The 12,224-nt window shown below is 68.8% G+C and carries 12 protein-coding genes and 1 pseudogene; all 13 read left to right on the top strand.

Annotation, left to right across the window (positions count from 1 at the left end):
• Positions 1-454, top strand: a 454-nt coding sequence (locus tag D588_RS0105025; protein WP_017915191.1) for a flagellar hook-length control protein FliK, incomplete at its 5' end; no start/stop codon positions are given.
• A 249-nt stretch (positions 455-703) separates the two neighbouring features.
• Positions 704-1,222: a flagellar basal body-associated FliL family protein gene (locus tag D588_RS0105020; RefSeq protein WP_017909004.1), complete on the top strand. Its 519-nt coding sequence runs from the start codon at positions 704-706 to the stop codon at positions 1,220-1,222.
• Positions 1,223-1,235: 13 nt separating this feature from the next.
• On the top strand, positions 1,236-2,243 hold the full coding sequence (gene fliM, locus D588_RS0105015; RefSeq protein ID WP_017909005.1) for a flagellar motor switch protein FliM: 1,008 nt from the start codon (positions 1,236-1,238) through the stop codon (positions 2,241-2,243).
• A 59-nt stretch (positions 2,244-2,302) separates the two neighbouring features.
• On the top strand, positions 2,303-2,578 hold the full coding sequence (gene fliN / locus D588_RS0105010; protein ID WP_223875781.1) for a flagellar motor switch protein FliN: 276 nt from the start codon (positions 2,303-2,305) through the stop codon (positions 2,576-2,578).
• Between the two features lie 5 nt (positions 2,579-2,583).
• Entirely contained in the window at positions 2,584-3,003 is a 420-nt protein-coding gene (gene fliO, locus D588_RS0105005) for a flagellar biosynthetic protein FliO (RefSeq protein ID WP_198526728.1), read from the top strand.
• A gap of 2 nt (positions 3,004-3,005) precedes the next feature.
• Positions 3,006-3,836: a flagellar type III secretion system pore protein FliP gene (gene fliP / locus D588_RS0105000; RefSeq protein WP_026143396.1), complete on the top strand. Its 831-nt coding sequence runs from the start codon at positions 3,006-3,008 to the stop codon at positions 3,834-3,836.
• Positions 3,837-3,840: 4 nt separating this feature from the next.
• Positions 3,841-4,110 (top strand): flagellar biosynthetic protein FliQ, encoded by a 270-nt coding sequence (locus D588_RS0104995; protein ID WP_010343869.1) that lies wholly within the window; start codon positions 3,841-3,843, stop codon positions 4,108-4,110.
• Positions 4,111-4,392: 282 nt separating this feature from the next.
• Positions 4,393-4,602, top strand: a complete 210-nt coding sequence (locus D588_RS27640; protein WP_157836423.1) for a hypothetical protein — start codon at positions 4,393-4,395, stop codon at positions 4,600-4,602.
• Complete coding sequence (gene fliR, locus D588_RS0104990) at positions 4,602-5,393, top strand: flagellar biosynthetic protein FliR (RefSeq protein ID WP_017909008.1); 792 nt, start codon at positions 4,602-4,604, stop codon at positions 5,391-5,393. Before D588_RS27640 ends, fliR begins: the two co-directional genes overlap by 1 nt.
• Positions 5,394-5,615: 222 nt before the next feature.
• Positions 5,616-8,516, top strand: coding sequence for a ligand-binding sensor domain-containing diguanylate cyclase (locus D588_RS0104985; RefSeq protein ID WP_232764225.1), 2,901 nt, complete (start codon positions 5,616-5,618; stop codon positions 8,514-8,516).
• A 102-nt stretch (positions 8,517-8,618) separates the two neighbouring features.
• Positions 8,619-9,749, top strand: coding sequence for a flagellar biosynthesis protein FlhB (gene flhB / locus D588_RS0104980; protein ID WP_017909010.1), 1,131 nt, complete (start codon positions 8,619-8,621; stop codon positions 9,747-9,749).
• 17 nt (positions 9,750-9,766) lie between these two features.
• Positions 9,767-11,827 (top strand): flagellar biosynthesis protein FlhA, encoded by a 2,061-nt coding sequence (gene flhA, locus D588_RS0104975; protein ID WP_026143395.1) that lies wholly within the window; start codon positions 9,767-9,769, stop codon positions 11,825-11,827.
• Between the two features lie 170 nt (positions 11,828-11,997).
• Positions 11,998-12,224: pseudogene (locus D588_RS24030) on the top strand (flagellar biosynthesis protein FlhF); the annotation flags it as partial.

Here is a 12,224-nt window from a genome sequence, read left to right as displayed (position 1 = left end):
TCCGCAGCCGTTCACCGGCTCGCCCACGCCGACCCCGAACCTGCACGGCAACCAGTTCGACGAGGAACTGGGCGCGCGCATCAGCTGGCTGGCCGACCAGAAGATCGGCCACGCCCACATCAAGCTCAATCCGGCCGAGCTCGGCCCGGTCGAAGTGCGCCTGCACATGACCGGCGACCAGGTCAACGCCAGCTTCAGCAGCAACCAGGCCGACGTGCGCCAGGCCCTCGAGAACAGCCTGCCGCGCCTGCGCGACATGCTCGGCCAGCACGGCTTCCAGCTCGGCCAGGCCGACGTCGGCCAGCAGCAGCCGCAGCAACAGCAGGCCAATGCGCAGGGCACGCCGCAGGGCGGCGGCCGCAGCGGCGGCGAGCTCGCCGACGACCTGTCCGGCAGCGTCGGGATTCCGGCAGTGGTGTTGCGCCAGCGCGGTCTGCTCGACGCCTACGCCTGACGATCCGGGGCGCGCCGCCGCCCCTTCACGGCGATCGAGCGAGTGGGACGGGTCTCGGCCTCGACGTTCGTCGGAAGGATACGGCGGGGTTGAGGCCCCTCCGCTGGGCCCGATCCCCTCTCACACAACGGTCTCGGCCCGCGCCGGCATGGCGCGCGGCGGCGCCGTCAAACACCCGGCGCGCCAGGCGCCCGGTTTCGGCACGGCGATTGCATCCTCAGGGGCAGACCCCCCTCAGGAGCCTGCTCAGTGTCAGCCGCCGACAAATCCAAGAAAGACGCCAAGGACGCCCCGGAAGGCGGCAAGTCGAAGAAGAAGCTGCTGATCATCGTCGTCGCGGCGGTGCTGGTGCTGGGCGGCGGCGGTGCCGGCGCGTTCTTCTTCCTGAAGAAGCCCGAGGGCGGCCACGCCAAGGCCGAGGAAAAGACCGCCGAGATCCCCAAGCCGGCGCAGTACTTCGCGATGGACCCGGCGTTCGTGGTCAATCTCAACGGCGGCGCGGAAGACGGCCCGCATTACCTGCAGCTGGAAGTGCAGTTGATGACCCGCGACCCGGAAGAACTGAAGCTGATCACCGAGAACGCCCCGGCGATCCGCGCGCACCTGCTGATGCTGTTCTCGCAGGTGCAGGCGCAGGACATCGCCAACATCGATGGGCGCAAGAAGCTGCAGGCCGCGGCGCTGGCCGACGCGCAGAAGCTGATGACCGCCGAGACCGGCAAGAAGTGCGTGGAAGAACTCCTGTTCACCAGCTTCGTCACCCAGTAAAGGCGCTGCCGCGATGACCGACCTGCTCTCCCAAGACGAGATCGATGCCCTGCTGCATGGCGTCGACGCGGGCGTGGTGGACACCGAGCCGGCGCCGGCCGAGCCGGGCGAGGCGCGCAGCTACGACTTCTCCAGCCAGGACCGGATCATCCGTGGGCGCATGCCGACCCTGGAGATGGTCAACGAGCGCTTCGCGCGCCTGTGGCGGATCGGCCTGTTCAACCTGATCCGGCGCTCGGCCGACCTGTCGGTGCGCGGCATCGACCTGATCAAGTTCAACGACTACATGCACTCGCTGTACGTGCCGAGCAACCTGAACCTGATCAAGTTCAAGCCGCTGCGCGGCACCGGCCTGATCGTGTTCGAGCCGACCCTGGTGTTCACCGTGGTCGACAACTTCTTCGGCGGCGACGGCCGCTACCCCACCCGCATCGAGGGCCGCGAGTTCACCCCGACCGAGATGCGGGTGATCCAGCTGATGCTCAAGCAGACCTTCGCCGACCTGGCCGAAGCCTGGGCGCCGGTGATGGAGGTGGAGTTCGAGTATCTCAATTCCGAGGTCAACCCGCACTTTGCCAACATCGTCACCCCGCGCGAGTACGTGGTGGTCAGCCGCTTCCACGTGGAGTTGGAAGGCGGCGGCGGCGAGATCCACGTGACCCTGCCGTACTCGATGCTGGAGCCGATCCGCGAACTGCTCGACGCCGGCATCCAGAGCGACCGCGTGGACCGCGACGAGAGCTGGAACATCATGCTGCGCGAGCAGCTGTTCGGCTCGGAGGTCACCATTTCCAGCGTGCTGGCGCAGAAGCAGATGAGCCTGCGCGAGCTGACCCGGCTGAAGATCGGCGACGTGCTGCCGATCGACCTGCCCAAGCAGGTGCCGCTGTGCGTGGAGAACATCCCGGTGTTCACCGGTGAGTTCGGCATCTCGCACGGCCAGAACGCGGTGAAGATCACCGCCACCCATCCCCCCGGCGCGCTGCGCCGCCGCCCCGCTCCCCAGGAAGACCTGCCATGACCCAGACCGATCCCACCCAGCCGGCGCCGGCCCAGTTCGACAGCCTGCAGCCGGACGCCATGGCCGAGTCCAACGACCTGAACCTGGACGTGATCCTGGACGTGCCGGTGACCCTGTCGCTGGAAGTCGGCCGCAGCCGCATTCCGATCCGCAACCTGCTGCAGCTCAATCAGGGCTCGGTGGTGGAACTGGAGCGTGGCGCCGGCGAACCGCTGGACGTCTACGTCAACGGCACCCTGATCGCGCACGGCGAGGTGGTGACCATCAACGACCGCTTCGGCGTGCGCCTGACCGACGTGGTCAGCCCCAGCGAGCGCATCCGGAGACTGCGGTGAGCCTGCTGCTCGCCGTCGCCGCGCAGGCTGCCACGCAGACCGCCAGGCACGGCTCGGGCGTCGGCAACGCGGCGCCGTCGGCGCCCAGCCTGCTCGGCGCGGTGTTCGCGCTGCTGCTGGTGCTGGGCCTGATCCTGGCCATGGCCTGGGTGCTCAAGCGCCTGCCCGGCAGCGGCTTCCGCCCAGCGCAAGGCCTGCGTGTGGTCGCCAGCCTGGCGGTCGGCGCCAAGGAGCGGGTGGTGGTGGTCGAGGTCAACGGCGAACAGCTGCTGCTCGGCGTCTCGCCCGGCGGGGTACGCACCTTGCATCAGCTGCCCGAGCCGCTGCCGCAGGCGCCTGCGCCGACCCTGCCCTCGATCAAGCCGTTCAAGCAGCTTCCCGATTTCGCCCAGCTTCTGGCGCAGAAGCTGCGCAAGGACAAATGACCATGCCGTTTTTCTGGAACCGCAACGCCCGCCGGCTGCGCCTGCTGCTGATCCTGCTGACGCTGAGCCTGCTGCCCGCCTTTGCCTGGGCGCAGGCCGCGCAGGCGCCCACCGCCACGCCGACCGCGCAGAATCCGCAGAACGCCGCGCCCACCCTGCCCTCGCTGCCGGAGGTCAACGTCGGCAAGATCGGCGCGCAGCCGGTGAGCCTGCCGCTGCAGACGCTGCTGCTGATGACGGCCATCACCCTGCTGCCGTCGCTGCTACTGGTGCTGACCGCCTTCACCCGCATCACCATCGTGCTCGGCCTGCTGCGGCAGGCGCTGGGCACCGGGCAGACGCCGTCCAATCAGGTGCTGATGGGCCTGGCGCTGTTCCTGACCGCGCTGGTGATGATGCCGGTGTGGGAAAAGGCCTGGGGCCAGGGCATGAGCCCGTATCTCAACGGCCAGATCGATTTCCAGACGGCGTGGACGCTGACCACGCAGCCGCTGCGCGCGTTCATGCTGGCGCAGGTGCGCGAGACCGACCTGATGACCTTCGCCGGCATGGCCGGCAACGGCACCTACAGCGGCCCGGATGCGGTGCCGTTCCAGGTGCTGGTGGCCTCGTTCGTCACCAGCGAGCTGAAGACGGCGTTCGAGATCGGCTTTCTGATCTTCATCCCGTTCGTGATCATCGATCTGGTGGTGGCCAGCGTACTGATGTCGATGGGCATGATGATGATGTCGCCGATGCTGATCTCGGCGCCGTTCAAGATTCTGCTGTTCGTGCTGGTCGACGGGTGGGTGCTGACGGTCGGCACGCTGGCTGCCAGTTTCAACGGGGTCTGAGGCCATGAGTCCGGAACTGGCGCTGACGGAGTTGCGTGGCGGGTTGATCACGGTGTTGTGGGTGGCGGGGCCGTTGTTGCTGGCGATGTTGGCGGTGGGTGTGGTGATCGGTGTGTTCCAGGCGGCGACGCAGCTCAATGAGCCGACCATTGCGTTCATCGCGAAGGTGGTGGCGTTGACGGCGATGTTGTTTGCGACGGGGAGTATGTTGCTGGCGCATCTGGTGGAGTACACGACGATGCTGTTTCAGCGTATTCCGCATTTGATTGGGTAGCTGGGGATGACTGCTCTTCGCGTCCTGCTTGTTGCTGGGGAACCTTTCCCTGTTGAAGAGCAAAGGCTTTCGCCTGGCGGCGAGTCACTTTTCTTTGCTTGTGCAAAGAAAAGTAACCAAAAGAAAGCACACCCCGCCTTCGCGCCCGCTGCGCGGGTCCGCTCCGCTAGCGGGATTTTCGGACGGGGCATCCTGCCCCGGCCGAAAACGGCGCACATCCTTGTGCGCCGCCCCCCTACGGGGGGTTTTGCCCGCCATCTCCGCCGCTGCGGAGGGGACCCGGTGGAGCAAGAGCAAAACAACAGCAACGGCAACAGCAACCGCAAAAGCAGCAGCTGCGGCTATCGCAGCTTTGGCTTTGGCGTCGTTGCCAGTCGTGCGGTGTCCTTGGTTGGTCAGGGGCCGGCCGGGGTGCCATTGATGGTGGAGCGTTGGCTTCGCGCTGGCGCCACCGGGCGTTCTTTTGTTGCGGTTAACGGAGTCTCGGGCTGATGGATGCCGCCACGCAAATGGTCGTCGATGGGTCGCGGGCGTTCGCGATGATCGGGGCGGTGCTGTGGACGATGCTGCGGATCGGGGCGATGTTGACGGTGATGCCGATGGTGGGGAGCAAGGCGGTGCCGGGGCGGGTGCGGGTGATCCTGGCTGGAACGCTGGCGATTGCGCTGGCGCCGATCCTGCCGCCGGTGCCGGACTGGGACGGGTTCAATGCCGCGGTGGTGCTCAGCGTGGCGCGGGAGCTGGCGGTGGGGGCCAGCATGGGCTTCATGCTGCGGATGATCTTCGAGGCCGGGGCGATGGCCGGGGAACTGGTCTCGCAGAGCACCGGCCTGGGCTTCGCGCAGATGGCCGATCCGCTGCGCGGGGTCAACTCGCCGGTGATCGGCCAGTGGTTCTACCTGGCCTTCGGCATGATGTTCTTCACCGCCAACGGGCATCTGGCGGTGGTGTCGCTGCTGGTGGACAGCTACAAGGCGCTGCCGATCGGTACCGCGCTGCCCGATGCGCAGGCCATGGCCTCGGTGGCGCCGAACTTCTTCATGAGCATCATGCGCGGGGCGGTGACCCTGGCGCTGCCGGTCATGGTGGCGATGATGGCGGTGAACCTGGCCTTCGGCGCGCTGGCCAAGGCGGCGCCGTCGCTGAACCCGATCCAGCTCGGCCTGCCGGTGGCGGTGGTGCTGGGCCTGGCGCTGCTGGCGGTGCTGGTCGGTGAGATGGGGGCGCCGGTGCAGCGGCTGTTCGATGCCGCCTTCAATGCCGCGCGCGCGCTGACCGCCTAGCCGGCGCTCAAGCTGCGCCGCGACGCGGCCGATACCGACGGCAGGCTACCGTTGGCGGGCCAGGATGGGCGGCGGCAGCGCCGACCGTCCCGGATCCCGTCGATCGCCGCGGTCCGTCCTTCCTTCCATCGCTCGTCGTACGCCATGCCCTATCGCCTGCCAGCGCCCGCTTGTGCCTGCCATCGCCGTGTCCCACGGCGGTGCAGCGGCGGCTGAGCGCGCATGCGCACGGTCATGGGTCGATGCCTGTGGGGGCCGCTGTGGCTGCTGCTGTCGGCACTCACATGCACCGGGGCGACACAGGCGCAGGTGATCCCGTTGCGGCACTATGCGCAGGAACAAGGCCTGCTCGGTCTGGCCGGCACCTGTCTGCTGCAGCGTCGCGACGGCAGCCTGCTGGTCTGCAGCGAAAGCGGCCTGTATGCCTTCGACGGCGACCAGTTCCAGCAAGTGAAGCTGCAGGGCCACGGCGGCCATTACATCTCCGATGCCGCCGAGGACGCCCAGCGGCGGCTGTGGGTGGCCACCTTCGATGCGATCTACGTGGACGATGGCTCGCCGGCCGGCTGGATGCCGCTGGAGCACGGCAGCCTGCCCTCGCATCGCCCGCTCAACCGCCCGCGCCTGGCCGCGCCGGCCTGGGGCACGGTGGTGCTGGACGACCACCGCCTGCTACGCGCGGTGCGCAAGGCCGATGCGAAGGGATGGGAACTGCAGCCCCTGTTCGATGCGGCGACGCTGGCGCGGCAACCGGAATTGGCCGACATCCACGACCTGTTCGTCGTCGACGACACACTGTGGCTGGGCTGCGCCAAGGCCTTGTGCCGGATCGATGCCGACGGTCGCGCCACCCACTACGACCAGGCCCAGGGCCTGCCCCCCGAATTCTGGCGCAATGCGGTGCGCGACCGTGACGGGAACCTGTGGGTCGTCGGCAGTCGCAAGGTGATGCGGCTGCAGGCCGGCGCGACGCGCTTCCAGGAGCAGACACCCCCCGGGCTGGACGGACCGGCCCTGGTGACCTCGCGCACGCCGATCCTGCTGGACCCGCAGCACCGCGTGCTGGTGCGGACCAACCAGGGCCTGGCACGCTGGGAACAGGGACGCTGGCGCAGTTTCGACCGTCGCAACGGCCTGCCCGAGGGCAGCATCGTCGCCATGCACTTCGACCAGGCCGGCGACCTGTGGCTGAGCATGGATGGCGAAGGCGTGCTGCGCTGGAACGGCTACGGCTGGATCGAGAACTGGGATGTGTCGCAGGGCATCAGTCGCGCGCCGACCTGGAGCATCCAGCGCACCCAGCGCGGCGACCTGCTGGTCGGTAACGAGGGCGGCGTCGACCGCCTGCGCGAGGATGGCCGTTTCCAGCGCTGGCCCAGCGACCACGGCACGCAGATGATCGGCCTGCAACGCGCCGCGGACGGCACGCTGTGGAGCATCGGCTCGGTCGGCGCGCTGCGCCGATACGACGCGCAGGGCCGGCTGCTGCGCGCCTACCCGCCGCTGGACGGCATCGCCAAACAGCTGTTCGTGGATGCGAGCGGCCGGGTGTGGATCCTCAGCAACCGCGGGGTGTATCTGCTGGCGGCGGCCGATGCCGACGCGGTGCCGCAGAAGGTGCAGGCGCTGCCCGGTGGCGAGTATTCGGACATCCAGCAGCGTGGCGACGGCAGCGTGCTGGCGGTGGGTATGACCGGCGTGTTCCGACTGCGTGGCGAGACCTGGACGCCGATCCGGCTGATCGTGGATGGTGCGCCGGCGCAACCCGTGCTCAGCAAGCTGCTGGTCCTGGACGATGGCCAGGCCTGGGCCAGCCTGTATGGACCCGGGGCCTGGCAAGGGCGGCTCGACGGCGACACCCTGTACCTGCAGCCGGCCGATGCGCAGTTGAGCGGCCTGCAGCTGTACAGCCTGCGCCGCACCCGCAACGGATGGATCTGGATCAGCCACAACCAGGGCGTGGACGTCTACGACGGACGCGCCTGGTCGCGGCTGACGCAGGCGCAGGGGCTGCTCTGGAACGACATGTCCGAATCGGCCTTCCTGGAAGACCACGACGGCTCGGTATGGCTGGGCAGCAGCCGTGGCGTCACCCACCTGCTGGATCCGGCGCGGCTGTTCCCGGCGCAGGCGCCAAGGCTGGCGCTCAAGGAGTTCAGCCGTGCCGGCGCCGCCATCGCCGCGGGCGCGCGCCTGCGCTGGAGCGAGGATCCGCTGCATATCGCGGTCGGCTCGCCGGACCTGTACGACGAGCGCAACCGCATCAGCTTCCGCTATCGCTTCGAGGGCGCACACACCCGCTGGCTGCACACCCCCAACTTCGAGTTCGAGCAACCGCCGCTGGCGCCGGGCCACTACGTGCTGGAGGTGCAGTTGCTGGACGCCTACCGGCGCAGCGCCTCGGCGCCGCTGCGGGTGGCGTTCTCGGTAGCGCCGGTGTGGTGGCGCAGCCAGCCGATGATCGCGCTGTACCTGGTGCTCGGCGGCGGCCTGGCGGTGGCCCTGCTGCACTGGCGCGAACGCCGCCTGCACCAGCGCCAGCGCGAACTGGCCGAACTGGTGGCGCTGCGCACCGAGGAGCTGGAACACGACAAGCGCGAACTGGAGATCGCCCGCGCCGCACTGGCGGTGAAGGCCTCGCACGACGCCCTCACCGGCCTGCTCAACCGCGCCGGCATCCTCGAGGCGCTGGCGGCGCAGATGCGCCGCAGCGACGCCGAGCAGACCCCGCTGGCAGTGGCGATGATCGACCTCGACCACTTCAAGCGGATCAACGACGAACACGGCCACCTGGTGGGCGACGCGGTGCTGATCGAGGTGGCGCGGCGCCTGGGCGCCAACCTGCGCGACGCCGACCTGGTCGGCCGCTACGGCGGCGAGGAACTGCTGGCCGTGCTGCCCGGCTTGCCGCCGAGCTGCGGCGAGCGGCTGCAGGCCCTGCGCGCCACCATCGCCGGGCAGCCGCTGCGCATCGGCGAGCGGCAGTTGGCGATCACCGCCTCGATCGGCGTGGCCTGGTATCGACCGGGCGAACCGCTGCAGCACCTGCTGGCGCGCGCCGACGCGGCGCTGTACCAGGCCAAGCGGCTGGGCCGCGACCGGGTCGAGCTGCAACTCGCCTAGCCGCCGCGGCCGAGAGGCGCGGCGGCGGCGCCCGGAATCCGGGCCAGGGACCGGCACGGTCCTTGCAGTGCGCAGGGTCGATCCTGGCCGAGCGCACCCCCGATGTCCGAGAGCGAAGAAGGCGCAGAGCGCACAGAACAGCCAACAGACAAACGTCTGCGCGAAGCCCGCGAACAGGGCAACATCCCGCATTCGCGCGAACTGGCGACCGCCGCGGTGTTCAGCGCCGGCGTCTTCGCCCTGATGGGCCTGTCCACCTCCATGGCCGCCGGGGCGGTGGCCTGGCTGAAACAGGCGCTGCGCCCGGACCTGTCGCTGCGCGAGCATCCCCAGGCGATGTTCGGCCATTTCGGCGACTTGCTGCTGAACCTGCTCTGGGTGGTGCTGCCGCTGGTCGGCATCTGCCTGGCGGCCAGCTTCGCCGCGCCGGTGCTGATGGGCACCCTGCGCTTCTCCGGCCAGGCGCTGATGCCCAAGTTCGACCGGCTCAACCCGATGAACGGGCTGAGCCGCATGTACGGCGCCGAGACCATCGTCGAACTGCTCAAGTCGATCCTGCGCATGGGCTTCGTCGGCGGCGCCGCGATGCTGTGCCTGTGGGGCAGCACCGACTTCCTGCGCGGCCTGCTGCTGCAGCCGCTGGAGCAGGCCATCGGCCACGGCCTGGGCTTCACCCTGCGGCTGCTGCTGTACACCGCCGGCGCGCTGGCGCTGCTGGCGGCGATCGACGCGCCCTATCAGAAGTGGAATTACATCCGCAAACTGAAGATGACCCGCGAGGAAGTGCGCCGGGAAATGAAGGAAAACGACGGCAGCCCCGAGGTCAAGGGCCGCATCCGCCAGATGCAGATGCAGATGTCGCAGCGGCGGATGATGGAAGCCGTGCCCAAGGCCGACGTGGTGGTGGTCAACCCCACCCACTATGCGGTGGCGCTGAAGTACGAGAGCGGGCGCATGCGCGCCCCCACCGTGGTCGCCAAGGGCGTGGACGAGATCGCCTTCCGCATCCGCGAGGTCGGCGAGCAGCATCGCGTGGCGGTGATCTCGGCGCCGCCTTTGGCACGCGCCTTGTATAGGGAAGGCCAACTCGGCAAGGAAATTCCCGTGAGACTGTATTCCGCGGTGGCGCAGGTCCTCTCGTACGTCTACACGCTGCGCGCCTGGCGCAGCGGGCCGATGCCGCCGTTGCCGCCGCTGGAAGTGGATGAATTCGCCCCGGGGAGCCAGCCATGAGTCAGCCTGCCGCGCAGATGAACACGCGCAAAGTCATGGACATGATCAAGCACGGGCTCGGCGCCCCGGTGATCGTGTTGCTGATGCTGGCGATGGTGGTGGTGCCGCTGGCCGCGCCGGTGCTGGACGCCCTGTTCACCTTCAACATCGCCATTTCGCTGATGGTGCTGCTGGCGGTGGTGTACGTGAAGCGGCCGCTGGAGTTCAGCATCTTCCCGATCGTGCTGCTGATGACCACGATGCTGCGCCTGGCGCTGAACGTGGCCTCCACCCGCGTGATCCTGATCAACGGCCAGGGCGGCCACGGCGCCGCCGGCAAGGTGATCGAGGCCTTCGGCGAATTCGTGATCGGCGGCAACTATGCGGTCGGCATCGTGGTGTTCGCGATCCTGACCATCATCAACTTCGTGGTCATCACCAAGGGCGCCGGGCGCGTGTCGGAAGTGACCGCACGCTTCATCCTCGACGCCATGCCCGGCAAGCAGATGGCGATCGACGCCGACCTCAACGCCGGCCTGCTGACCCGCGAGGAAGCCAAGGCCCGCCGCGAGGAAGTGCGCGAGGAAGCGGACTTCTACGGTTCGATGGACGGCGCCAGCAAGTTCATCCGCGGCGACGCCATCGCCGGCATCCTGATCCTGTTCATCAACCTGATCGGCGGTATGGCAGTCGGCGTCCTGCAGCACGGCATGCCGGTGGCGCAGGCCGCCTCCACCTACACCCTGCTGTCGATCGGCGACGGCCTGGTCGCACAGCTGCCGGCGCTGCTGGTGTCCTCGGCGGTGGCGATGCTGGTCACCCGCGCCTCGCGCTCGCAGGACATGGGCGCCTCGATGATGGGCCAGGTGTTCGGCCAGCATAAGGCGCTGGCGGTGGCCGCGGCGATCCTGGGCCTGGTCGGCCTGATCCCGGGCATGCCCAACGTCGCTTTCTTGACGCTGGCGCTGATCCTGGGCCTGCTGGCCTGGAAGATGTGGAAGCGCAGCCTGCTGCCGCCGCCGGCCGCGGCCGAGGCGGCACCGCAGGCCGCGGCCGCCGCTCAGGCCAATGCCGAACTGGGCTGGGACGAACTGCGCCCGATCGACCCGCTGGGCCTGGAGGTCGGCTACCGGTTGATCCCGCTGGTGGACAAGACCCAGGGCGGCGAACTGATGGCGCGGATCAAGGGCGTGCGCCGCAAGCTGACCCAGGACATCGGTTTCCTGGTGCCGCCGGTGCACATCCGCGACAACCTGGAACTGCCGGCCAACGCCTACCGCCTGCTGGTGCACGGCGTGCCGGTGGCCACCGCCGACATCCACCCGGACCGCGAGCTGGCGCTGGACCCGGGCGGCGCGCTCGGCAAGATCGACGGCATTCCCGGCAAGGACCCGGCGTTCGGCCTGGATGCGATCTGGATCCAGCCGCACCTGCGCGCCCAGGCCGAGACCATGGGCTACACCGTGGTCGACCCGGCCACGGTGATCGCCACCCACCTCTCGCACCTGATCCGCGAGCACGCCCCGGAACTGCTCGGCCACGAGGAAGTGCAGCAGTTGCTGGCGACCCTGGCCAAGAGCGCGCCCAAGCTGGTCGAGGACCTCACCCCCAAGGCGCTGCCGCTGTCGGTGGTGGTGCGGGTACTGCAGAACCTGCTCATCGAGAAGATCCCGGTGCGGCAGCTGCGCAAGATCGTCGAGGCTCTGGTCGAGCACGCCCCGCAGAGTCAGGAACCCGGCGCGCTCACCGCCGCCGTGCGCAACGCCCTGGGCCGGTTCATCGTCCAGGAGATCGCCGGCATGGCCCCGGAACTGCCGGTGTTCACCCTGGCCCCGCAATTGGAACGCGTCTTGCAGGACTCTACCCAGGGCAACGGCGCGGCGCTGGAACCCGGACTGGCCGAACGCTTGCACCAAAGTCTGGCGGACTGCGTGAGCAAGCAGGAGGCGCGCAACGAACCGGCGGTGGTGCTGGTGCCGGCGCAGGTCCGCGCCGCGCTCGCCCGCCTGGTCCGCCACAGCGTCCCCGCGCTGTCGGTCCTGTCCTACAGCGAAGTGCCGGAGGACAAGCGGCTGAAGCTGGTGGGCACGATCAGTTGAGATGACGGGAAACGGGAACAGGGAATGGGGAATCGCACCCTTGCCCCGGCAGCGGAGAGAGCAATGAACACGATCACGAAAAACCGGACACGACACCGCGGCCCGCCACGTATCGGCACCGATCACGCATCCATTCCCCATTCCCCACTCCCCATTCCCGGCTCCCACCCATGAAGATCAAACGCTTTGTCGCCCCCGACATGCGCACCGCCTTCCGGATGGTGCGCGACGAGCACGGGCCGGATGCGGTGATCCTGTCCAACCGGCGTACCGACGAGGGCATCGAGATCGTGGCCGCCAGCAACTACGACGAGGCCCTGGTGCAGCGGGCGCTGGATGCGGTGCGCCCGGACGAGGCGCCGCGCGCCGCCGCGGCGAGCCAGGCGCCGGCCGCTGC

It is taken from the genome of Xanthomonas sp. SHU 308 (assembly GCF_000364645.1).
GTDB lineage: Bacteria > Pseudomonadota > Gammaproteobacteria > Xanthomonadales > Xanthomonadaceae > Xanthomonas_A > Xanthomonas_A sontii.
Note: the sequence above shows the minus strand (reverse complement) of the source record. Positions and strands in the feature narration are given on the sequence as shown.

What these genes read in the sequence shown, in the direction of transcription:
- flhB (WP_017909010.1), top strand. Translation starts at nt 8,619, where the DNA reads ATGTCCGAGAGCGAAGAAGGCGCAGAGCGCACAGAACAGCCAACAGAC.
- fliM (WP_017909005.1), top strand. Translation starts at nt 1,236, where the DNA reads ATGACCGACCTGCTCTCCCAAGACGAGATCGATGCCCTGCTGCATGGC.
- D588_RS0104985 (WP_232764225.1), top strand. Translation starts at nt 5,616, where the DNA reads ATGCGCACGGTCATGGGTCGATGCCTGTGGGGGCCGCTGTGGCTGCTG.
- fliR (WP_017909008.1), top strand. Translation starts at nt 4,602, where the DNA reads ATGGATGCCGCCACGCAAATGGTCGTCGATGGGTCGCGGGCGTTCGCG.
- flhA (WP_026143395.1), top strand. Translation starts at nt 9,767, where the DNA reads ATGAACACGCGCAAAGTCATGGACATGATCAAGCACGGGCTCGGCGCC.
- fliP (WP_026143396.1), top strand. Translation starts at nt 3,006, where the DNA reads ATGCCGTTTTTCTGGAACCGCAACGCCCGCCGGCTGCGCCTGCTGCTG.
- fliN (WP_223875781.1), top strand. Translation starts at nt 2,303, where the DNA reads ATGGCCGAGTCCAACGACCTGAACCTGGACGTGATCCTGGACGTGCCG.
- D588_RS0104995 (WP_010343869.1), top strand. Translation starts at nt 3,841, where the DNA reads ATGAGTCCGGAACTGGCGCTGACGGAGTTGCGTGGCGGGTTGATCACG.